The sequence below is a fragment of the Chryseobacterium sp. UF-81 genome (genome assembly GCF_058245105.1).
Window position 1 is genome coordinate 376,333 of the sequence record NZ_JBSIBX010000002.1, and the last position, 24,100, is coordinate 400,432.

Genomic DNA, 24,100 nt, shown 5'->3' on the forward strand with positions numbered 1-24,100 from the left:
AAAAGATAATTTAAAAATGAAAAATTCAGAACAACTATACCAGGCAATATCCGAGAGAATATTAATTCTTGACGGAGCTATGGGAACCATGCTTCAGCGTTACAAGTTTGAAGAAGAAGATTATCGTGGAGAACGTTTCAAAGACTGGGAACATCCGGTAAAAGGAAATAATGATCTGCTTTCTTTGACCCAGCCTCAGGCGATTGAAGAGGTTCATAAAAAATACCTGGAGGCAGGAGCAGACATTATAGAAACCAATACATTCTCCGGTACCACTATTGCAATGGCAGATTATCATATGGAAGATCTGGTGTACGACCTGAACTATGAGTCAGCAAAAATTGCCAGGAAAGCATGTGATGAATTTACAGCTAAAAACCCGAAGAAACCCAGGTTTGTTGCCGGTTCCATAGGACCTACCAACAGAACGGCAAGCTTAAGTCCGGATGTCAATGATCCGGGCTACAGAGCAATTACTTTTGAAGAATTAAGACTAGCCTACAAACAGCAGTGTGAAGCTTTGCTTGATGGTGGTTCGGACATTCTTCTGGTAGAAACCATCTTCGATACCCTGAATGCAAAAGCAGCTCTTTTTGCTATTGATGAGATTCAGGAAGAAAGAAATATAAAAATTCCCATTATGGTTTCAGGGACCATCACAGATGCTTCAGGAAGAACTTTAAGCGGACAGACTGCAGAGGCATTCCTGATCTCAGTATCACATCTCAACTTACTGAGTGTAGGTTTCAACTGTGCGCTTGGTGCGGATCAGCTGACACCGTATCTGGAAACATTAGCCCATAATTCAGAATTTTATGTTTCGGCCTATCCAAATGCCGGGCTTCCGAATGCTTTTGGAAAATATGATGAGACACCGGAAGATATGGCAAGACAGATCAAAGAATATGTAGAGAAAGGATTGATCAATATCATAGGCGGATGCTGCGGAACAACGCCGGATCACATCAGGGCTATTGCAGATCTGGTAGCAGAATATGCTCCAAGAAAATTGAAAAAATTTGTCTGATTTAATAGATTTTTTTAATTAAAATAAGGAGTAAGTGCTTGATTATAAATGTTATCTTTAAATAAGTCACAAAATTTAACATTATGGAAAAGCCAAGTTACTTGAAAAATTCAGAGGATATAAGACTTTTTAATGAACTAAGAAAAAAAGTGAATCAGCGTTTAGAACAAATTCCCGAAAACAGGGATGTTTATATTCAGATCAAAGCGGTTATCCTGCCTTTGGTCTATTTTGCGTTGTATTTCTTTGCTTTATTTAATGCCGACAAACCATGGATATATATCGGAAGCTTTGTTTTAATGGGAATCTCCTTGGTGCTGATTTATTTAAACCTGATCCATGAAGCAGCTCACAATAACATTTATAAAAGTAAAAGACTGAACTCGCTGGTACTGCATATTTTTGACTTTGTAGGAGCCAATTCATACATCTGGAAAAAAAGACATATTGCCAGCCATCATGCCTACCCGAATGTGGACGGATGGGATACGGATATTGAGCAGAGCGGTCTGCTTTTAATTATTCCGTGGGTTAAGGCCAAAGGGATTCAGAAATATCAACACAGATTTTTCTTCATGGTGTATCCTCTTTACCTTTTCAACTGGATGTTTATCAGGGATTTCAGAGACTTTTTTGATAAAGAAAGAGTGATTTTAAAGACACAGGGTGCAATTCCTTTTATTGAAAAAATAAAAATGGTTATTTACAAACTGTTCTATTTCTTTTATCAGATTATAGTGCCTATCCTGTTCTTTAAAGTATCCATAGGCCTGGCTCTGGGAGCATGGGGTCTTCAGATCATTGCAGCGAGCATTTTTGCATTGTTTGTATTATTGCCTTTGCATCCGCTTCCGGATAATGCTTTCCCAAAACTGGATACAAAAAACGGGCTTCCGTTCAGCTGGCTCCGTCACCAGTTTGAAGTAACCAATGATTTAAAAGAAAATAACTGGCTGGTGAGAAATATTTTAGGAAATTTTAATTTTCATGTAGCCCATCATCTTTTTCCGAATTACAGCTATATGTATTATAACGAGATCACAGAAGAGATCGAAGAATTTGCAAAAGAACATGGCTTGGAATATAAAAGATTTCCAATTTTTACTGCTTTAGGCAAGCATGTAGACCTGCTGCGGCAGAATGCAAACAATGCCTATTATATTTTAGAAGAATAAAAATTAATGAAATATTTAAGATTATCGGGCCTTGAGCCTCTTATTATAACGCCGGAAAGTAATTTTATCAATGTTGGTGAGAGAACCAATGTTGCCGGTTCCAAAAAATTTTTAAGACTGATCAAAGAGGAGAAATTCTCTGAAGCACTCGATATTGCGCGCCATCAGGTAGAAGGGGGCGCACAGATCCTTGATGTTAATTTCGATGACGGATTGATCGATGGAAAAGCTTCCATGATCAAATTTCTGAATTTAATTGCTTCAGAGCCGGATATATCGAGAATTCCCATTATGATAGACTCTTCGAAATGGGAGATTCTGGAAGCAGGGCTTCAGGTGGCGCAGGGTAAATGCGTTGTCAATTCCATCAGCCTCAAGGGTGGGGAGGAAGAATTTATCAAGCAGGCTAAAGCGGTCAAAAGATACGGTGCTGCTGTTATCGTAATGGCATTTGACGAAACAGGTCAGGCAGACAATTATGATCGCAGACTTGAGATTTCAAAACGGTCGTATGATATCCTGGTTAATCAGGTTGGCTTCCCTGCTGAAGACATTATTTTTGACCTGAATATTTTCCCTGTGGCAACCGGAATGGAAGAGCACAGAAGAAATGCCATTGATTTCATCGAAGCCACAAGATGGGTAAGACAGAATCTTCCTTATGCCTCCGTGAGTGGTGGTGTGAGTAATGTTTCGTTTTCGTTCCGTGGAAATGATACCGTAAGAGAAGCCATGCACTCCGTATTCCTTTATCATGCCATTCAGGCCGGAATGAATATCGGAATTGTGAACCCTTCCATGCTGGAAGTGTATGATGAGATCAATAAAGAACTCCTAGAGCTTGTAGAAGACGTAATCCTTGATAAAAGGGAGGATGCTACAGAAAGACTTCTGGAATATTCTGAAAAGAATAAATCTGTTAAAAAAGAGATAGTAGAAGAACTTGAATGGCGGACTAGACCTCTGCAGGAGAGAATTACGCATTCTTTGGTAAAAGGAATTGACCGTTTTATCGAAGAAGATGTGGAAGAAGCCAGAAAACAGGCCGCAAAACCACTGCATGTTATTGAAATTAATCTTATGACCGGAATGGGTGTTGTAGGAGATTTGTTTGGAAGCGGGAAAATGTTCCTGCCTCAGGTGGTAAAATCTGCAAGGGTAATGAAAAGAGCAGTGGCTTATCTTCAACCTTTTATTGAAGCGGAAAAAGACGGCACAAGACCGGCTAACGGAAAAATTCTGATGGCAACGGTAAAAGGTGATGTTCATGATATTGGAAAAAATATTGTGAGTGTTGTATTGGGCTGTAATAATTATGAAATCGTTGATCTTGGAGTAATGGTTCCAGCTGAAAAAATTATTCAGGCTGCCATAGAGCATAAGGTTGATGTTATCGGGTTAAGCGGACTGATTACACCAAGTCTGGATGAGATGGTATACATTGCCTCAGAATTGGAAAGACAAAATCTTAATTTCCCTCTGTTGATCGGCGGTGCAACCACTTCGAAAGCCCATACCGCTGTGAAAATCGATTTAAAATATAAAAATGCGGTAGTTCACGTTAATGATGCCTCGAGGGCGGTAAACGTAGTAAGTTCCTTATTGGGAGACAGGAATAAAGACTATGTTTCAGAGCTGAAAGACGAATATTCCGACTTCCGTGAAAAGTTTCTGAACAGGCAGATCGATAAAGATTATGTTTCCATAGAAGAAGCCAGAAAAAGCCATTTCAGCATCGACTGGGAAAACGAAGAAATTTTCACACCGAATAATTTAGGTGTAGCCGTAATAGAAGATCAGGACCTGAATGAACTGCTTCCGTTTGTTGACTGGTCACCATTCTTCAGAAGCTGGGATCTTCACGGGAAATACCCGAATATTTTAGAAGATGAGGTTGTAGGAGCCCAGGCTAAAGAACTGTTTAAAGATGCACAGGTCATTTTAAAAAGAATCCTTGATGAAAAACTGCTGAAAGCAAAAGCCATCTTCGGAATTTTTAAAGCCAATTCCAATGAAACAGATGATATTTTACTCTTTAACGAAAATAATGAAGAGCAAGCCAGGTTTCTGACTTTAAGACAGCAGGCTCAGCGTTCAAAAGGAAAAGAATATCTGGCATTAAGTGACTTTATTGCGCCGCAGGCTTCCGGCAAAACAGATTACGTAGGCGCTTTCTGTGTCACTACAGGATTTGGAACAGACGAGCTTGCAGGAGAATATGAAAAAGCCAATGATGACTACAATGCCATCATGGTAAAAGCTTTGGCTGACAGATTCGCAGAAGCTTTTGCGGAATTTTTACATAAAAAAGTAAGAACAGAATATTGGGGCTATGCCAACCAGGAAAATTTAAGCAATGAAGATCTGATCGCAGAAAAATACAAAGGGATCCGCCCCGCACCGGGATATCCGGCATGTCCGGACCACCTAGAAAAGAAAACCATCTGGGATCTTTTAAAAGTAGAAGAGAACACCGGCGTTTTCCTTACCGAAAGTCTGGCGATGTTCCCGACAGCATCCGTTTCGGGGTATTATTTCGGAAGCCCGCATGCCAAATATTTCGGACTTGGGAAAATCACAGAAGACCAGCTTAAAGATTATGCAGAGAGAAGAGGCTGTAGCATCCAGGAAGCAAGAAAGTGGTTGTCACCCAATCTAGCAGATTAATAATATATCAACAGGCACTTTAAAGCTAAAATAATAACTAAACTATAAAATGAAGATCACTGAACATATTAAAAATGCAAATGGCAAGACTTTATTCTCCTTAGAAGTCATTCCGCCCCAAAAAGGAATCGGGATTGAAGATCTGTATACCAACATAGATCCGCTTATGGAGTTTAAGCCCCCTTTTATAGATGTTACAACCTCAAGAGAAGAATATATTTATATTGATAAAGGAAATGGGCTGATGGAACGCCGGATCACCAGAATGCGTCCCGGAACCTTAGGTATTTGTGCCGCTATCCAGCACAAATATAATGTAGATACCGTTCCACACCTTCTTTGCGGAGGCTTCACCAAAGAAGAAACCGAATATCTTCTGGTAGACTGTATGTACCTGGGAATAGACAATATAATGGCTTTAAGAGGAGATGCCATGAAAGGGCATCAGTACTTTGAACCTACACCCGGAGGTCATGCCAGTGCTATGGATCTCGTCCATCAGATTAATGATCTGGGAAGAGGGAAATACCTTCATAACGACGAGAAGGCTTGTGATGAACTTAATAAATTCTGCATAGGAGTAGCTGGCTATCCGGAAAAACATATGGAGGCACCCTCTATGAATTATGACCTGAAATGGCTGAAGGAGAAAGTAGATGCCGGAGCAGATTATATCGTTACCCAAATGTTTTTTGATAACAAAAGATTTATTGAATTTGTGACGAAAGCCAGAGAGATGGGAATTACCGTTCCAATTATCCCGGGAATTAAGCCTATTGCCACCAAAAAGCACCTGAAGATCCTTCCACAGGTTTTCAAAATAGACCTTCCTGAAGAGCTGATCAACGAAGTGGAAAATGCTAAAAATAATGAAGCGGTAAAACAGATCGGCGTAGAGTGGGCTATTGCCCAATGCAAGGAATTGCTTGATTTTGGAGTTCCTGTGCTGCATTTTTACTCCATGGGGAAAAGCGATAATATTAAAAAAGTAGCCGGAGAGCTATTCTAATAGAGTTCAAAATGAAAGGAGCCCTGTCATTCAATGGCAGGGTTTTTTATTTAAAGGATAGGATGCCTTTCAAACTCTTTTTCGCGGTCAAATAAATACCGGTACGTCGTCAGTTTTCTGGTCACAGTAGTATCCAGGCTTTCCGCTATCTTTATCATTTTAGGATTAAAATCACCGATCCACTGAAGCTCCGTGGTTTTAAAATCCGTATGCTTTCTCAGATGCTGCGTTCCTTCCCAGATCATATAGCCGTCGATCCCTTTTTTCTGCCATTCCGGAATAACACCGAATACCAGTCCCACCATTTTTTCATTCTTTTTAAACTGCTTTATCCACAAAAATCTGAGTTTTTCTATAATTCCGAATTTACCGTCCAGATATTTGAACCACTGGTTCACATCCGGAAGATTCATCCACATCGCAATCGGCTTTCCATTCTCATACACAAACCAGGAAATATGCTCATTGATGATCGGCTTCATGGTTTTGAACATTTTGAGGACCTTTGCTTCTTCCAGCTGTTTGCCTTCACCATGGGCAGCCCATGCCTGATTATAGATTTCAGTAAAATCTTTTGCAAATTTGGGAAGGTCATTTTTTTTCATGGGCCTTGCGGATATGGCCGGATTTCTGCTGTGCTTGGTATGCATTAAGGTAAAAATCCTTGAAACTTCCGCGAAAATTGGTCTCGAAAAACAGAGCTGTTCAAAATACATTTTGAAACCGTAGTTTTCAAACAGTTCCTTATAATAAGGAAAATTGTAATTCATTCCGAAAAGCGGTTCATCGAAACCCTCCGTCAGGAGTCCCCAGAATTTATCCCGTTCCCCGAAATTGATCGGGCCGTCCATTGCTTCCATGCCTCTTTCCTGAAGCCAGTTTTTACAGTGGTCAAAAATAAAATCTGCTGTTTTCTGATCATTGATACAGTCGAAAAAACCGATTCCTCCGGTAGGCTGGTTCTGCTTATAGAGATTGGAGATGAACACGGCTACTTTTCCTACCGTTTCATTCTCTTTGTTTTTAAATAAGAATCGGGCACACTCTCCATCCTGAAAAGACTTATTCTTTTCAGGATCAAAAATCTCTTCAATGTCCTGATTTCTGGGCCTTATATAGTTTTTGTCGTGCCGGTAAAGATGGGCAGGAAATTCTAAAAATTTCTTTTTCTGGTTTTTGTTATGTACTTCTTCGACAACAATCATAAGGCTAAATTGAGAAAGGATAATGTTTTTCGTTCAAAATGAAATTAATGAACAGATTTTATCCGTATTTTTGCTGCAAATTAAATAAAAATGGTTGATTTTACCGATAACGACGATGATATTTTCACAGGAAAAGAACATACGCCTATTAGGAAAGATGCTTTTGATAAATCGCCACAGGAAAAAATAGAAAAAATTACCGAACTTTTCGGTGAAATTATGGAAACACTGGGGATGGATATGACGGATGATTCTTTAAAGGATTCACCAAAGCGTGTTGCCAAAATGTATGTGAATGAAATTTTTGGAGGACTTCTTCCTGAAAACAAACCGGGAATTTCCACGTTCTCCAATAAATATAAATACCGCCAGATGCTGGTGGAAAAGGATATCACGGTATATTCTTTCTGCGAACACCATTTTCTGCCGATTATCGGAAGAGCGCACGTTGCCTACATTTCAAACGGTGAAGTGATCGGTCTTTCCAAGATCAACAGAATTGTGGATTATTATGCAAAAAGACCGCAGGTTCAGGAAAGGCTGACGATGCAGATCGTAGATGCTCTGAAAGAAGCATTGGGTACAAAAGATGTAGCATGTATTATCGATGCCAAACATTTATGCGTCAACTGCAGAGGAATAAAAGATACAGCAAGTTCTACCATTACGGCAGAATTGAGCGGTATTTTCAGAACCAACCCGATCACCAGACAGGAATTCCTGCATTATGTGGGAAGTCATGCGAAACTAGATTATTAATAAATAAATGGACTATCAAATTCTAAAAAACATTGTGGATATCGAGCTTCAGAGATTTGAAACAATTTCAGAAGAAGAATGGTCCTATAAAATTTCACCGGAAAAATGGTCTAAAAAAGAAATTTTAGGTCATCTTTGCGACAGTGCACTGACGAATATCCGTAGATTTGTGGTTACACAATATAAGCAGAACGATAATATTGTTTATGATCAGGATTTCTGGGTAAAAGCACAGAATTATCAGAATGTTCCGGTTTCAGAAGTGATTATTCTTTGGAAATCTTTGAATTTTCAGATCGTTCATACTGTAGAAAATATTCCTGATGAAGCTTTGCAGAGAACCTGTGATACCACAAAAACAGTTCCTCAGACTTTCACATTAGAGTATATTATTCAGGATTATATTGATCATCTGCAGTATCATTTAAAAGCAATTTAATAATGGTTATATTTAAAAAAGTTTCCAATAAAATTTTTCTCACAACAATTATTTGTTGTGGTTAGAATTATTTTAACTAATTTTTAATTCCTTTAATCATTGAATCTTTTAATTAAAAAAAATGCAATTAAAACTATATAACTCCCTTACAGGAGAGAAAGAAATATTTAAACCTATTTTAGAGGGAAATATCGGAATGTATGTCTGCGGACCTACCGTGTACAGCAATGTACATCTGGGAAATGTAAGAACCTTCCTTTCCTTCGATTTTATCTACCGTACCCTGCTGCATTTGGGGTATAAAGTAAGATACGTAAGAAACATCACCGATGCAGGACACCTTACAGACGATGGAAATGTAGAGAACGACAGGTTCGTAAAGCAGACCCGTCTGGAAAAGCTGGAGCCTATGGAGATCGTACAGAAATATACCGTAGATTTTCATAAAGTGCTGGAAATGTTCAACCTTCTTCCTCCCAATATTGAACCTACAGCGACAGGTCACATTGTAGAACAGATTGAGCTGACGCAAAAGCTTATCGAAAGAGGTTTCGCGTATGAAAGCAATGGTTCCGTCTATTTTGATGTTCTGGAATACAATAGAAGAGGACTGAACTACGGTGAACTTTCAAAACGTAATATCGAAGAGCTTTTTGCCAATACCCGTGATCTTGACGGACAGGGCGAAAAGAAAAACCCACAGGATTTTGCACTGTGGAAAAAAGCGTCCCCTGCACACATTATGAGATGGAATTCTCCCTGGGGTGAAGGTTTCCCGGGATGGCACCTGGAATGTACTGCCATGAGCACGAAATATTTAGGTGAAAAATTTGATATTCACGGCGGTGGAATGGACCTGAAATTCCCGCACCACGAATGTGAAATTGCACAGGGAAAAGCCTGCAATGATATAGCTCCGGTTAATTACTGGATGCACGCCAATATGCTGACGATGAATTCTCAGCGTATGAGTAAATCTACAGGGAATTATATCCTTCCGATGCAGTTGGTTACAGGAGAAAACGACTTCTTTGAAAAACCTTTCCATCCTACTATTGTACGTTTCTGTTTCTTACAGGCACATTACAGAAGTGTCCTGGATATTTCCAATGATGCGATGATTGCGAGTGAAAAAGGTTTTATCAGATTAATGGAGGCTGTTAAAGTACTGAACTCTATCACTCCGGATCAAGAAAAACAATCTGAATTCAATCTTAGAGAATGGAAAGAGAAATGTTATGATGCTTTAAATGATGATTTCAATTCTCCGATCCTGATTGCTCATTTATTTGAAGCTGTAAAATATATTTTTGCTTTAAATGATGGTAAAGAGACCATCTCAGCTGAAGATCTTGAAAATTTAAAGTCAACGTTACATGCCTTTATATTTGATGTGCTGGGACTTCAGAATATTGAAGAAAATAATAACGAGAAGCTTGATCAGACTTTAAAAGTTTTAATAGAGCTGAGAAATCAGGCAAGAAAATCAAAGAACTTCGACCTTTCAGACCAGATCAGAGACAAGCTGCTTGCTGAAGGCATCGAATTAAAAGACGGAAGAGACGGAACAACGTATGTTCTGAACTAAACTCTAAAATAAGTAACACAGCTCCCGCAGCTCGTGTGGATTCTGCAGACATATCATAAAAATCTGTTGTAATCCGTGCGATCTGTGGGAGTTTTTTTATGCTCATGTAGTAATTTCTTATCATCTCTCGCAGATGTAGCAGATACAGCATATTTAATCCGAAAACCTTACTCATGTTGGCGGTGCGGGCAATCTTTGCTCCTTTAAGTTATACAGTTCAATTAATAAACCTTTGCGTTTAAAAAAAACACGAATTCCACTAATCTTTTTTCACAGATAATACAATATTGCTGTCTTTCACTAGTAATATTTGTGAAAAAATTTGTTCCATTTGTGTTTAAAAAAATAATGATTTATCGAAATATTAACATTTGCGTTAAATGATTGTAAATGTTATGTAAATACTGCTATTTTTTTATGATTCAATTGGTAAATTGTGTAACTTAGTTATACTAAAATGATCACGAATCTAAATTCTACATTGTATGAAGAAACATTTATTCCCTCTTTTCCTGCTGGTGTTCGGTGCTAATGTCCAGGCACAGCAGGATATTTTTGCTATTGCCGGAAAAGATACTTCCAGCATAGTTTTTAGTGATTTCCGTGTTGTGGATGCGACAAACGGTGCTTCCGGAGAAAAACTGTTTTCGGCGGATACCGCGGCAAAAGTATTTTCTCAGGACAGGAAAGGCATTGTGTCGGAAGACAAAAATTCTTACAGTCATTCCCAGGCAGTTACCATGGCGGCTCTGGCTTATGATCCATCCAACAATAATCTGGTGTATATGCCGATGTTTTCCTCCAATATTTATATTTTGGATGCCAGGACTAAAGAAATTACTCTGGTAGAAAATACGGTTTCAAAAGTAACTTCCTGTGATATCAATTCCCACATAACAAGGATGGCTACAGGATACGACGGAAATATTTACGCTCTTAATAATGCAGGAACACAATTGCTTCAGATCAGCAGAAAAGGAAGTCAGTATACAGTCAGTGACCTTGGGATTATTAAAGATGATGCTTCCAATGGAAAAAATTTATTTACGGCTATTGAAACGGGTTTCGGAGGCGATATGATAGCGGATGCTGAAAACAATTTTTATGTTTTTTCAGCTTCGGGAAATGTTTTTAAGGTATCTACAAAAGAACTGAAGGCAAAATTTATGGGCAAGATCTCCGGTATTCCTGAAAATTATTCTGTGAACGGTTCTGCTGTTAATGCAAAAGGAAAAGTAATTATAGCAAGCGCTAAAGGAGATAATTTATATGAAGTAGATCTGTTGACTCTGCAGGCAAAAGCTCTTCCTGGTTCAGAAAAACCACATATTTATGATCTAGCAAGCCGATATTTTGCCAATGACAGAATTTCTTCAGTAAATACATCAGCTAATATTGAGATCTATCCGACCAGAGTAAATAATCACTTTATCAACGTTGATGTAAATGATAAAAATGTAAAAGGAAATCTGAAGCTTAGTGTTTTTGACATTTCCGGGAAAAATGTGATGGAACAGAATCTTTCTCTAAAAGATGGCTCACTCAATCAGCAGGTCTATCTCAAAAGTTTAGTCAATGGAGGTTATATTATAAGCATTGCAAATGAATCCGGTAAAGTATTATTAAGTAAAAAAATTATTGTTACAGAATAAAAGCTTAGATTATTGATATAAATTCCTTTTAACTCTAATAAAATATAAAGCCTTTTCAAGTTATTTTGGAAAGGTTTTTTAATGATTATTTGATCTTCAATAAGTTTTGTTTTTCGATATTAAAATGTATTTTTATAAAAAAAATATAGATGAAGCTATACTTTAATGTAGGATATAATGCAAAGGCCGGACAAAATCTACAGCTCCTCATTGTAGATGAGGAAGGTGCTGTTGTCCAGACTCATACCCTGTTTTATTCAGAAAACGGCATCTGGAAATGTGAAGTGGATTATTTCTCGAAATCAATCTCATATAAATATCAGCTTGCGGATGAAAAGGGAAATATTCTTAGAGAGGAATTTGTGTTGCACAATCTTAATTTCCCTCATAACTACAAAGAGTTTGTTATTTTTGATGAATGGAATAATAAGAATTTTCCGGAGAATTATTTAAACAATAAAATCCTTTATAATAAGCTTAATCAGTTTGTTCCTGAAAAAGCTGCAGTGTTAAAAAAGCATACCCATTTATTCAGAATTGAAGCACCGGTTTACAATCCGGACTGGGAAATTGCTCTCTTTGGAAGTACAGCTTCTCTGGGAAACTGGAATTATGATAAAGCGATCCGTCTTTCGCAGACAGACTTTGGAATCTGGGAAGCATCCGTTGAAATTCCGGAGAACGAATTTATCCAGTTTAAATATTGCCTCTACAGCAAAAAAGAAGGGAAAATTATTGATGTTGAAACGGGTGAAAACAGATTTACACTTGCCAATCCGCTTAAGGATGTACTGCAGATTGTTTCAAATCATTATTTTAAATTTAAGTCTTACCAGATGTACCATGATGCGGGTGTGGCAGTTCCCGTATTTTCTTTAAGAAGTGAAAGTGGTTTTGGAGTGGGAGAATTTTCCGATCTTAAAAAGCTGGCCGACTGGACGAAAGAGACCAACCTGGGTATTATCCAGATTCTTCCGATTAATGATACTACCGCCAATTATTCTTGGACAGATTCCTATCCTTACGCGGCAGTTTCGGTTTATGCTCTGCATCCGCAGTATATTTCCCTGGAAAATCTTGATTTTGCTTTACCGGAAGAATTAGTTTCTGAATATCAGTCTGAAAAAGAGGCATTGAATGCTCTTGATCTGATTGATTATGAAAAAATGATCGCAGGAAAATGGAAATTCTTAACAGCAGTTTTCAATGCGAAGAAAGAGAAAATCTATAAAGACAGGAACTTTAAAAAATTTATAAAAGATAACGATTACTGGCTGACTCCTTATGCTGCTTTCTGCGTGCTTAGGGATAAATATAAAACACCGAATTTCAACGACTGGAAAACCCACAAGAAATATATTGCAGGAAAAATTTCACAGTTTTTCACTACAAAAAGTAAAGATTATGATGCTTCCATGCTTCATGCCTGGGTGCAGTATCAGCTTCATTTACAACTCAAAGATGCCGTAGATTATATTCACAGTTTGGGTGTTTCCTTAAAAGGAGATCTTCCGATCGGTATTTACAGGCATTCTGTGGAAGCGTGGACGGAACCTGAGCTTTTCGGAATGGATTTCCAGGCCGGAGCACCGCCCGATCAGTTTACAGAGCTGGGACAGAACTGGGAATTTCCAACATACAATTGGGAAGCCATGAAGGAAGACGATTACCGCTGGTGGAAAAACAGGTTTAAAGCGCTTGAACAGTATTTCGATGCCATGAGAATCGACCATATTTTAGGGTTTTTCAGGATCTGGAGGATGCCGATTTCCGCTACACAGGGAATCTTAGGATACTTTTATCCTGCTGTTCCAATTGTTCTGGACGAATTTAAAGCAAGGCATATTCCTTTTGATTTCAACAGATATTGTAAGCCTTTTATCAATGAAAGAATCCTGTGGAAATATTTCGGCGAAGACAGCAGTAAAGTTTTTGAATTTATTAACAGCAATAATGACGGTACCTACTCATTCAAAGAAGAATTTGATACCCAGAGAAAGCTGGCGGAATTTTTCAAAAAGAACCCGAAAGGCTCTATAGAAGAAAAGCTGATCTCTTTATGTGCCAATGTATTGTTCCTTACCGAAGAAAGAAACGGTGAAACGGTGTATCACCCAAGATTTAATGTATACAATACCGATTCCTATACCTATCTTTCAGAATGGGAAAGGAAGGCGATTTATGACCTGTACCATGATTATTTCTTCAGAAGACAGGATCATCTGTGGTATGAGAAAGCGATGGAAAAACTTCCGGTTATTCTTAATGCAACAAAAATGCTGATTTGTGGGGAAGACCTGGGAATGGTTCCTGCCTGTGTACCTGTTGTAATGGATGAGCTGGCTATCATTGCTTTAAAAGTACAGAGGATGCCATCAGACAATATTCCGTTTTATAATCCTAAAAAAGCTGATTATATGAATGTGGTAACCGCCTCTTCGCACGACAGCTCAACACTGAGACAATGGTGGAAAGAGGACCCGGCACTGATACAGAAATATTTTAACCAACAGCTGGTTCAATATGGAAAAGCTCCGGATCAAATGGACTCTCATCTTGCTGAGATCATTATGAAGCAGCACCTTTACACTGAGGCAATGTTAGCTGTTTTCCCAATCCAGGAGTTTCTGGCTACTGACCCTGAACTGACCAATCCGAATATGGATAACGAAAGAATCAATAATCCGGCGGTGTTTCCTCACTACTGGCGTTACAGGATGCATTTGAAACTTGAAGATTTAAAAGATAAAAAATCCTTCAATGAAAAAGTTGCCTATTGGATAAAAGATAGTGGAAGGGCGTAAATTTAACATTTGATTATCAGTTATTTAACTATAAATTAAAAGAAGTTTAATCTTAGGATTTAACTTCTTTTTTTTATTTATATCCAAAAGATAGAATAGAGATATTCTGCTATATATTAACCAATTAACGACTATAGAGATGAAAAAGATATTTTTGGGATTTGCCTTGGGACTGGCAGCTTTGTCTTCCGCCCAGCAGTATCCAAATAACAATAACGGATGGGGAGATGACGGATATTATCAGAATGGGAATGGAGACGGATATTATAATGATGAGGATGACAGAAATTATTTCCCGGATGATTATTATTACAACTATCCTCAGGATTATTATCCAAGCGATTACTATCAGGGATACTATAATGATTACAGGAACAGTATTGTAAATATCAACTGGAATGTATTCTTCAGAGATAACAGGCTGAACCGTTGGCAGATTGACCAGATCCTAAGTTTAAATAACCTGTATGTAAATTTTTCTACATGGAATAATTTTTACAGATACAATCCGGACAGATGGTATTATGACAGATTCTATGCATTGGAGAGGATTTTAGGGCCAAGAGTGTTTGTTGTTTTTCAAAACAATTATTACCGCGGAGCCAGCCCTATTGTTTACTTCCAGAATTACAGAAGAACGTATTATGCACCAAGATATGCAGTAATGCCGAGGTACAGGAATGTAAATATCAATATATATAGAGTAGACCGATCACACTTCCGAAGAATGGATAATCCTACTTTCAATGTGATCAGAAGAAGCAGCAGATCTGATAATGGATTCAGAGGATCCAGAGATGATAATTCCGGAGGTTTCCGTAAGCAGGCTGATCATAACAATGGTTTCCGCAATGAAAATAATGGAGTAAGAAATAACGGAGGATTCAGAGGGAATTCTGAAAATAACGGAACACGCGGCGGATTTGGAAATAATGGCGGTAATGGCGGCTTTAGAGGAAATAATGAAACGAATAGAGAAAGAGCTCCACAAAGAGAAAATAACGGTGGAGGATTTAGAGGAAACAGTGGAGGTTTCAGATCAGAAAATTCACCGAGACCACAGAACAACCGCGGCAGTGAAAACAGGGGTGGTGGTTTCAGAGGGAGACTGGTAAACAGATAAAATAATAATTTTCATATATTATATTTAAGTGGTGTGAAGGACAGGTTTTAGGATCTGTCCTTTTTTTTATTTTTCATTTATTATTTTAATATTAAAATTTAACATTTTTTATGAATATTTTGATTTAACTTATGTTTTAACTAATAATCAAAAAGATGTATAACAATTAATTAAATATTTTTTAAGATGAAAAAATTAGTTTTAGCAATAGCATTTATCGGAATAGGAGGTTTTGCAATGGCACAACAGACCACAACAACTCCACAGGACAAACAGGCCAGAAGAGCAGAGATGCAGCAAAAAATGCAGCAAAGAGAACAGGAGCACCTTGATCAGATGCAGAAAGATCTTAATCTGAACGAGTCTCAGGTAGCACAGATTAAAAGCCTTCATGAAAAAAGAAAGTCTGAAATGAAAGCCGACTTTGACAAAAATAAAGAAACAAGACAGGCTAAAATGGAGGATATGAAAGCTAAAAGAGCTCAGATGGATGCAGATATGAAGAAGATTCTGACGCCTGATCAATATGATAAATGGCAGGCCGACAGAAAAGCAAAAATGGAGCAGAGAAGAGTGACAATGAAGGATAGGAAAATGATGAAAAAGCCTATGAATACTGCGGTTCAGGAAGCAAAATAACAGTTCATAATTTTGATTTTTTAATGTATGAAGGACGGGTTTTCTCCCGTCCTTTTTGTATTAATTTTCATTAAAACCTTTGATGTCGGGCTTTTATTGCTTATTTTTGACTATAAATTTATACTTATGATCAGCGAAAAAATTGCAACGTTAATTAACGAACAGATAGCTCACGAACAATATGCCGCACAATATTATCTTTCAATGTCTGCCTGGTTTTCAGGAAAAGACCTTGACGGGATTGCGAATTACTTCAGAGTTCAGAGCAAAGAAGAATTGATGCATGCAGATAAAATGTTTGATTTTTTAAATGACGTAGGCGGCGAAATCATTATCGGAGAGATTGCAAAACCTCCGCATGAATTCGAAAATGCTACTGATATTTTCGAAAAAGCATTGGAACACGAGAAAAAAGTAACCAGAAGTATTTTCAATATTGTGAAAAATGCTAATGATGAAGGAGATTTTGCAACAACATCTTTTATGCAGTGGTTCATCAACGAGCAGGTAGAAGAAGAGGCTAGCGCTTCACAATATGTTACAAAAATCAAGATGGTGTGCGACAATCCGTCTGCACTCTATCTTTTCGATCAGGAATTGTCTCAGAGGGTTTTTGTACCTGCGACAACAGCTTAATTACTATATATTGTAGAAATCGCCCCGCCGTTCGGAGAACGGCGGGGCGATTTTCTTTAGTTTATAAAGTTATCCACAATTATGTGAAAGATGTAATTTAGATTGTGAATAATATTATTTTTTTTAATTTCTTATACTCTTTTGATAATCAGTATTTTGATGTCTTGTTTTAAACTTATCAACATCCTAATGTGGAAAACTTTGTGGAAAATGATAGTAGAGATTCCCGCTATAGATAAATAAGCTGTGTCTTTAGCACTTTTCTTCCCAGACTTTCCAGAATACGTTTATAATTCTCAATTTGTTGCTTATTCTTTTCCGTTTCTTCACCCGTTTTAAAATCTACAATTACATAGCCTTCTTCACTCTTCAGGATACGGTCAGGTCTGAAAATATGGCTTTGCCCTCTTTCTGAGATCATAATATCCTTTTCATTGATCACTTCCCATTTTTCGTCAAAAAATTCAGCGTATTTTCTGATAATCTGAACTAAAGTTTCCTGGATCTCATTTTTCTCTTCCAATGTGATCTGTCCGTCCAGAACATAGCTTTCAAGAACCTTGGCCGTATCTTTCTCCGTATTGATTTTCGAAAGTAATTCATGGACAAAAAGCCCGATCCTTACCTTTTCATTCCGTACCTGGTAATTTTTGGAAGGAGTCGCAATCTTTATGGACGCTCTGTTTTCATTAATATTTTTAAGGTTCTCAATATCCTTGGTCTTAAATAACGATGTTTTGTCTTTAGAATGCTTTTTCAGCATTTCCGGATGCACTTCATACAGATCGAATTCATCGGCGTTCTCTTTGTTCTTTTCGTTAAAGAATTCCAGCAACTCAAGATTATTGGCCGTTTTATTTGCCTTCTGGAGATAGAAAAACAGCTGCTCAACAGGACGGGTAGTGGCTACATACTGAAGACAGAGCCTGTCGATAAAGTTTTTATAGGAATTCTTTTTGTTAAATGCCTCTATTTCTTCATCATAAACTTCAAGGTTTTTACTGAACTGATTGATGTTGACTGATTTCAAAGCATCGTCATTATTCGTATCAAACCAGTTAGTGAATTCACTGTCCCGGTTTTTATTCATCATCGGGATAAATACAATCGGGAATTCCAGTCCTTTCGATTTATGAATGGTCATGATCTGTACGGCATCAATATTTTCCGAAGCCTGGATAGTATATGCAGAAGCCTCTTCATCCCAGTACTTCAAAAATTCTTTTGTGCTGGCTCCGGCATTCTGTGTAAAGTTGAAAAGCATTTCAAGGAAATTCAGAAGAAAATCCGTTTCCTTATTTTCCACAGCAAATTCATTGATGTAATATTCCACAAAATTATACAGGTTGAATCTTGGGAAATTTTCCTGTTTCAGCTTCAGGGAATAGGTTTTACCGATGAACTGAAGAATCTCTTCATGGGTTTCTATATCCAGGATTTCCTTCATTTCGAAGGTGAAATCTGTCATCTGAATCCTTCCCAAAGCATTCAGGTAATACATCATCATGATCAGATTGGGCTTATTCTTAGGGTTAATTTCCCATCGAAGAAATTCAATAACCGCCTTTAAAGTATTGGATAGTTCCAGCGTCAGACCCTTATCGGAAATTGTTTTGATATTGGTTTCTTCCCCCCGGTAGTTCACTTTCAGATTTCCCAGTTTTTGAGAATAGCTGAAAATATCAAAATTGCCACGGCATAAGATCGTAATATCAGAAAATTTAAAGCCATTATCCAGGCTTTCCTGAATGTCCTTCCGCATTCTTTCCGAAGTATCATTATAAAAATCTTCATTCGTCATATTTTCGATCAGGCTTACTTTTACACGTCCTTCGATCTGGGATTTAGAGCTTTGTTCGGCATCTTCCCCGAAAATATTCCGGTGCTCGTCTTCCAATCCTTCCGAATGATACCGGTACAGCTCATTATTGAACTGCACAATATTTTTAGCGCTCCGCCAGTTATCTTTCAGCACAAGAAGAGATGCTTCTTTTGGAGAAAATTCCTTCTTGTTGATAATATCCAGCATCAGCTTACTTTCTCCACCCCGGAATCTGTAGATACTCTGTTTCGGATCTCCTACCAGAGTAAAAGAAGTATTTTCCGTAGAAACACTATGATCACGCAGCGGAACAAAATTCTGCCACTGCAGTTCCGATGTGTCCTGAAATTCATCAAAGAAATAATGCTGAAACTGTGAGCCTACCTTTTCATAAATAAAGGCTGACGGCTCATTCTTCAGATTTTCATTGATAAGAATATTAAATTTTGATAGGAGAACGAGATCATTCTCTTCCTCAATTTTTCTTAATTCATCCTGAATGTCTTTATTCACTTTCAACGGAAGAAGTGCAGACAGAATCTTTTCCTTCTTTTGAGTTTCAATATACAGAAGGATCAGCTGCATTCTGTGATCAAGAAGCTGGTCCAGGATCTCAAAGATCTCAGGTTCCTTGCTCTTGGATTTTGAAGATGCTCCTTTTCTGTAATTGCTGACAACTGACTCCTCAAGTGTTGTGGGAAAGGGGAACCCCGGTCTTTTCTGATTGTAAAAATCCTGAACCTTGGTGAAAAATCCTCCGATTCCGTTTTTTCCCTGGGCAAAATCTTCGATCTCAATATTTCTGGACCGGAACAGCTCAATGGATTGGGTCGCAAGTTCAGCAGACCGTTTTTTATTTTGAACGATTTCTTTTCTGAGCGTATTTTTTATCGTCTCGTAATTCGTGTCATCAAAGCTTTTGTTGCTTTTCAGATGTTCGTAGTGGATATCTTTTACAAACTCTTTTGCAGAATCGTAAAGGTTCTTATTGAGGTTAATTCTCTCATTGTTTTCCAGGCTGTAATCCACATAATCCATAAATGAATTCGAGATGCTTTCATTTTCACCGATCTGGTCAAGCATTTTATCCACAGCTTCGATCAGATAAGGCTCGGCTTCAATTTCAAGGTTAAAATTTTTAGCCAGACCCAATTCGTATGAAAAGCTTCTTACCAGCCTTGAATTAAAACGGTCAATGGTTCCGATGTTCAGTGTTGAATAGTTGTGAAGCACATAATCCAGCAGTTTTTTGGAACGGCTGTGGAGCTCATCGATTGTGATTCTCAAACCATCAGCCTCAAATGATTTCTGAATGTTTTTCAGATCACTGTTTTCCGCAAAATTGTCCGCTGAAAAATCTCCAAGCCAGGTTAAAATTCTCTCCTTCATCTCATTGGCAGCTTTGTTCGTAAATGTAAGCGCGAGAATATTCCGGATCGACTGTTGCTGGTTGGGATAGCGGAGACAGATCATCAGAAGCCTCTGGACAAGGGCATATGTTTTCCCCGACCCGGCTGAAGCATTGATCACTGTATAAGAATTTTGCATTGCTGAATTTAGAATTGAGACTGCAAGTTAGCTAATTTTTAAGTGAAATTTTAACAATTCAGAGTGGTGATTTAACAGTTTATCAAGCAAAAATCAAAAAGAAATCCTAAAACACGTTAACTGTGGTTAAACTTGGTATTTACTTTAAAAATAATTTTAGATTTGCTTAATAAAAAACTGTCCGTGAAATTTAAACTACTCTTTTTTTTTACCACCCTTCTTTTCGTTAATGCTCATGCCCAGAATTACATTTTTGGAAAAGTGACTTCTGAAGACAGCTCGGAAATTCCGGATGTAACTGTAATTAATATCAGAACTGATGAAAGAACGGTTACGAACCGCGACGGCCACTTTATGGTTTCCGGAAGGGTAGGTGATGAACTTCGTTTTGTAAAGGCAGGTTATGAGCGGCTCGTTAAAAAAGTTTCCAGAGAAAATATAGAATCTCCCATTAATATTACTTTAGAAAGAGCCACCATATTGATTCCCGAAGTAGAAATCAGGCAGGGAATTACTGGTGATCTTAAAATTGATGCAAAAAACCTGAACAGACCTAAAAAGGTAGAAAAGCTGATCAAAGATATTGACGGGTATATTGCACAGAAATCAGACCCAAGAATACTGGCGGCGAAACCCGGAGAATTTGTACAGCCAAAAGGGCAGGGATTTTCTATTGGGAAAGTGAAAAACAAGTGGGATGATATTGATCTCGGCAGTTATCTGAAAACAGCTCTTGGTGAGGAATACTTCACGGATTTAAAAATTGAAAAGTCTCAGATAGATCATTTTATAAGCTATGTTCTGGCAGGTGGCTTTGAAAGGAAAGCTATTCTGAAATATGGTTTCTGCAGTGATGCTGATCTTTATAGATTTCAACGTTTTGTACTGACGAGAATTTCCTCTTACCGCGCTCCACAGACTCAAAGATAAACATACATGAGAACTTATATTAAACAAAGCCTTTACGTAATTCCTCTTTTTGTTTCTGCAGAAATTTTTTCCCAACAGCAGATAACCGGAACAGTGACAGATAACAGCAAAAAAAATATAAACCCGGTTTTAATTATCAATGTTTCCAACAGGAAAAGTACATTGAGTGATACTGCAGGGAACTTTACGATAGAAGCGTCGGAAAATGATGAAATTAGATTTGTAAAAGAAGGATATTACCGTTTTGATAAAAAGATGAAGAAGGAAGATTTCACTTCCCCTTTAATGATAAACCTTGACAAAACTGAAATAGAAATTCCTGAAGTAAAGATCACATATAAACCCACAGGTAATTTGGAACGGGACAACAACCATCTTAATGAATCCAGAAAAGTGGTTTCTTTAAGATCAGAGCTGAATGAGTATATGAAAAGCCCACTGAATGAAGCTTTACCGGATAATACCGTTTCAAAAACATTTAAACCGGATTATAATGCCGGGCAGGTAAGCATTTTAGGAGTTTTGGATGCTGCTGTAGGTTTGTTCAAAAAAGCGACAGAACTTAAAATTACCAAAGCTAATTATACAGAAACACAGGATTTTATCAAAAGAGTGAAAGAAGAAATAGACTTACAGTTCCTGAGGAAATATGGTATGAATGAAGACCAGATAGATTATTTTTTAGTCTATGCCAATGATACCCGAATGATGGCAAAAAAATACAGAAAAAACTTTAAGGCAGATATTGTAGAGTATGAATTAAAAGTAGCCTTTGCGGAATACAAAAAAACTCATAAACTGGATAATGTTTAACCCGACAGTATGAACTTCAGGGTTGCAAATATGAACATTGATAACTGGAAGAAAGTGTCGTTTCTTCTTGTGTTTGTCTTTAATAGTTTCTTCTCACAGCAGACGGTTACGGGCCGTATTACCGATGATAGTAGTGAAAGTCTCAGTTCAGTAACCATTATCAATATGTCCAGTGATCAAAGAACCTATTCCAATGCTATGGGACAGTTCTCTATTGAAGCTTACCAAAATGATGAGCTGAGGTTTGTAAAAGCAGATTTCAGAAGGGTTTCTGCTATAGTTCCGGCTAACGGATTCAGTTCCGAGCTTTTGGTTGTTCTGATTCCGATACCAAAAGAAATAGAAGAGGTAAAAGTGGTTAAAAAACCAACCGGAGACCTTGAAACAGATTCAAGGCTGGCCTCAAAAGTGGATAAAGGCGAGATGGTACGACAGGCTGTAGGCTTACCCCAGCCTGTTGGAAAGATGCGGGAAAAGCCGGCGGAAGTGAAACAGGTACTTCTTCCGATACTTTTAGGAAGCCTGGATGTGCAGGGAGCTTATGATCTTATAAGCGGAAAAGCAAGGCGCCAGAAAAGGCAGTACAGGTATGATGATCTGCAGGAACATATTGCATGGGTACGGAATAGAGTGGATAATGAATACTTTACTCAGGCGGGAATCCCGGAAGAAAGAATCTCAGAATTTATACAGTATTCTTTTGAGGCTAAGCCCCAGGTACGCACATATGTAAAAGCAAAAAACTTATCCGGAGTATTATTGAGAATGGAAGAAACCATGCCAGTTTACCTTGAAAGATTGAAGCTGAAAAAAATACAGCAATAATGTTAAAAAATTCTTAAAATTCGGAATAGAAATTGATGTACCATTTGTTTAAATAAATCAATCACAATTTTCTATGAATAAAAATATTATGGCGGTAGCAGTCGGAGCACTGGGATTCGTTCTTGGGCTTACCTTTTTAGGAAATGCTATTAAAAACAGAAATAAATCTGAGAATACCATTTCCGTAACCGGATTGGGTACCAAGCAGTTTACTTCCGATCTGATCACCTGGTCCGGAAGTTTTTCCAAAAATAATTCTGATTTAAAAGCAGCTTATGATGAGCTGGCTGTAGACAGAAAAGTAATCAACGATTATCTTGTTTCAAAAGGGATCAAACAGAGCGAGATTGTGTTTTCCTCTGTAGATATTCAAAAGCAGTTCAGAAGCTATAATGATGCTAACGGAAACTATGTTCAGGGTGAATTTTCAGGCTACAACCTTACCCAAAAAGTATCTATCGAAAGCAAAGAGGTTGTGAAAATTGAAAATCTTTCCAGAAACATTACAGAGATCATTAACCGCGGTATTGAATTTACTTCTTCGGCACCATCTTATTTTTACACCAAGCTGGCCACGGTCAAACAGGAAATGATCGCCAGCGCAACCAAAGATGCTAAAGAAAGGGCAGAGAAAATTGCGGAAAACTCAGGAAGCAGCCTTGGAAATCTTAAAAAGGCCACAATGGGAGTGATCCAGATTACAGAACCCAATTCCAATGAAGATTATTCTTACGGCGGAACATTCAATACTTCTTCCAAAGAAAAAGAAGCCAATATTACTATAAAACTGGAATACGAAGTTAACTAAAAACCTCTGTAAATAGCCGTCTATCTATTCCTCTCCTACGGAGGGTGGCAGATCGAAGATCTGACGGGGTGGACAAAAAAATAAACCGCCGGAAAATCTCCGGCGGTTTTTATATTTTAATGATACACAACATCATAAATTTCGTCTTTTACGCGTTTCAGATCTTCAGGTGTATAATTGGCCAGAAGCCAAAGATCAAGAGGTTTTTTTCCTTCACCATAACTTGGCTGTACATACATTTTATCAATCAGTGTAAACCCGTTTTTCTGATAGAAAGAATAACGTCTTTTGGCATCATCACCCAAATGATCAGGTTCTATTTCCAAAATGATTCTGGGATAATTTTTAAACAGATATCCTGTAATATGTGATCCCAGTTTCTGGCTTCTGAATGCCTCAAAAACCTCAAAATGCTCTACAAAAACATAAGAACTCAGTTCCCAGATAATAAGATAGCCAATAGCCTGGGATTCATGAAGTACAGAAATTACTTTGACATGAGGATTTGAAAATAAAGCAGTAAATTGTTTCCAGTCCCTTTGCTCATCTGCGGGAAAAGTGCTGGAATAAGACGTATAGATGTCCTGGACTCTATAGTCTTCGGCAGAAGTAATCGGTAAAAATTCCATAA

The 24,100-nt window shown here is 37.8% G+C and carries 19 protein-coding genes; 16 read left to right on the forward strand and 3 right to left on the reverse strand.

The window, feature by feature from the left end:
* Positions 1 to 16 precede the first annotated feature (16 nt).
* The 4 genes from AC4IFE_RS04795 (at position 17) to metF (ending at position 5,878) form a co-directional block, all read left to right on the forward strand.
* The gene (locus tag AC4IFE_RS04795; protein WP_490755262.1) at positions 17 to 1,027 is read left to right on the forward strand and encodes a homocysteine S-methyltransferase family protein; all 1,011 of its coding nucleotides are present in this window, start codon (positions 17 to 19) and stop codon (positions 1,025 to 1,027) included.
* A 149-nt stretch (positions 1,028 to 1,176) separates the two neighbouring features.
* A complete protein-coding gene (locus AC4IFE_RS04800; protein WP_490755264.1) occupies positions 1,177 to 2,202 on the forward strand; it encodes a fatty acid desaturase family protein in 1,026 nt (341 codons plus the stop codon).
* 6 nt (positions 2,203 to 2,208) lie between these two features.
* A complete protein-coding gene (metH, locus tag AC4IFE_RS04805; RefSeq protein WP_490755265.1) occupies positions 2,209 to 4,869 on the forward strand; it encodes a methionine synthase in 2,661 nt (886 codons plus the stop codon).
* Positions 4,870 to 4,918: 49 nt separating this feature from the next.
* Positions 4,919 to 5,878 (forward strand): methylenetetrahydrofolate reductase [NAD(P)H], encoded by a 960-nt coding sequence (metF, locus tag AC4IFE_RS04810; protein WP_490755267.1) that lies wholly within the window; start codon positions 4,919 to 4,921, stop codon positions 5,876 to 5,878.
* A 50-nt stretch (positions 5,879 to 5,928) separates the two neighbouring features.
* Here the strand turns inward: metF and AC4IFE_RS04815 are convergent, their stop codons facing one another.
* Positions 5,929 to 7,083, reverse strand: a complete 1,155-nt coding sequence (locus AC4IFE_RS04815) for a hypothetical protein (RefSeq protein ID WP_490755268.1) — start codon at positions 7,081 to 7,083, stop codon at positions 5,929 to 5,931.
* 90 nt (positions 7,084 to 7,173) lie between these two features.
* Here AC4IFE_RS04815 and folE point away from each other — a divergent pair, with 90 nt between their 5' ends.
* The 8 genes from folE to AC4IFE_RS04855 all read left to right on the forward strand — a co-directional run bounded on the left by folE (position 7,174) and on the right by AC4IFE_RS04855 (position 16,723).
* Positions 7,174 to 7,842, forward strand: coding sequence for a GTP cyclohydrolase I FolE (gene folE, locus AC4IFE_RS04820; protein ID WP_034725871.1), 669 nt, complete (start codon positions 7,174 to 7,176; stop codon positions 7,840 to 7,842).
* Positions 7,843 to 7,849: 7 nt separating this feature from the next.
* Positions 7,850 to 8,281 (forward strand): DinB family protein, encoded by a 432-nt coding sequence (locus AC4IFE_RS04825; protein ID WP_490755269.1) that lies wholly within the window; start codon positions 7,850 to 7,852, stop codon positions 8,279 to 8,281.
* A gap of 121 nt (positions 8,282 to 8,402) precedes the next feature.
* Complete coding sequence (cysS, locus tag AC4IFE_RS04830) at positions 8,403 to 9,869, forward strand: cysteine--tRNA ligase (protein WP_490755270.1); 1,467 nt, start codon at positions 8,403 to 8,405, stop codon at positions 9,867 to 9,869.
* Positions 9,870 to 10,354: 485 nt separating this feature from the next.
* Positions 10,355 to 11,521 carry a T9SS type A sorting domain-containing protein gene (locus tag AC4IFE_RS04835; RefSeq protein ID WP_490755272.1) on the forward strand — a complete coding sequence of 389 codons (1,167 nt, stop codon included), beginning with the start codon at positions 10,355 to 10,357 and terminating at the stop codon, positions 11,519 to 11,521.
* 149 nt (positions 11,522 to 11,670) lie between these two features.
* The gene (locus AC4IFE_RS04840) at positions 11,671 to 14,325 is read left to right on the forward strand and encodes a 4-alpha-glucanotransferase (protein WP_490755273.1); all 2,655 of its coding nucleotides are present in this window, start codon (positions 11,671 to 11,673) and stop codon (positions 14,323 to 14,325) included.
* A gap of 139 nt (positions 14,326 to 14,464) precedes the next feature.
* Positions 14,465 to 15,448 (forward strand): hypothetical protein, encoded by a 984-nt coding sequence (locus AC4IFE_RS04845; RefSeq protein WP_490755275.1) that lies wholly within the window; start codon positions 14,465 to 14,467, stop codon positions 15,446 to 15,448.
* 186 nt (positions 15,449 to 15,634) lie between these two features.
* Positions 15,635 to 16,087: a DUF4890 domain-containing protein gene (locus AC4IFE_RS04850; protein ID WP_490755276.1), complete on the forward strand. Its 453-nt coding sequence runs from the start codon at positions 15,635 to 15,637 to the stop codon at positions 16,085 to 16,087.
* A gap of 126 nt (positions 16,088 to 16,213) precedes the next feature.
* Positions 16,214 to 16,723, forward strand: a complete 510-nt coding sequence (locus AC4IFE_RS04855) for a ferritin (protein ID WP_034725863.1) — start codon at positions 16,214 to 16,216, stop codon at positions 16,721 to 16,723.
* Between the two features lie 229 nt (positions 16,724 to 16,952).
* Here AC4IFE_RS04855 and AC4IFE_RS04860 read toward each other — a convergent pair whose 3' ends face one another.
* Positions 16,953 to 20,108 (reverse strand): UvrD-helicase domain-containing protein, encoded by a 3,156-nt coding sequence (locus tag AC4IFE_RS04860; RefSeq protein ID WP_490755430.1) that lies wholly within the window; start codon positions 20,106 to 20,108, stop codon positions 16,953 to 16,955.
* A 168-nt stretch (positions 20,109 to 20,276) separates the two neighbouring features.
* On the opposite strand from AC4IFE_RS04860, the gene AC4IFE_RS04865 reads away from it, so the two are divergent.
* From AC4IFE_RS04865 to AC4IFE_RS04880, 4 genes are all read left to right on the forward strand, one after another.
* Positions 20,277 to 21,023: a carboxypeptidase-like regulatory domain-containing protein gene (locus tag AC4IFE_RS04865; protein ID WP_490755277.1), complete on the forward strand. Its 747-nt coding sequence runs from the start codon at positions 20,277 to 20,279 to the stop codon at positions 21,021 to 21,023.
* A 6-nt stretch (positions 21,024 to 21,029) separates the two neighbouring features.
* Positions 21,030 to 21,836: a hypothetical protein gene (locus AC4IFE_RS04870; protein ID WP_490755279.1), complete on the forward strand. Its 807-nt coding sequence runs from the start codon at positions 21,030 to 21,032 to the stop codon at positions 21,834 to 21,836.
* A gap of 9 nt (positions 21,837 to 21,845) precedes the next feature.
* Positions 21,846 to 22,661 carry a carboxypeptidase regulatory-like domain-containing protein gene (locus AC4IFE_RS04875; RefSeq protein WP_490755281.1) on the forward strand — a complete coding sequence of 272 codons (816 nt, stop codon included), beginning with the start codon at positions 21,846 to 21,848 and terminating at the stop codon, positions 22,659 to 22,661.
* A gap of 73 nt (positions 22,662 to 22,734) precedes the next feature.
* Positions 22,735 to 23,469, forward strand: coding sequence for an SIMPL domain-containing protein (locus tag AC4IFE_RS04880; RefSeq protein ID WP_490755282.1), 735 nt, complete (start codon positions 22,735 to 22,737; stop codon positions 23,467 to 23,469).
* A gap of 116 nt (positions 23,470 to 23,585) precedes the next feature.
* On the opposite strand, the gene AC4IFE_RS04885 is transcribed toward AC4IFE_RS04880, so the two are convergent.
* Positions 23,586 to 24,098, reverse strand: coding sequence for a GNAT family N-acetyltransferase (locus AC4IFE_RS04885; protein WP_490755283.1), 513 nt, complete (start codon positions 24,096 to 24,098; stop codon positions 23,586 to 23,588).
* Positions 24,099 to 24,100: the final 2 nt, after the last annotated feature.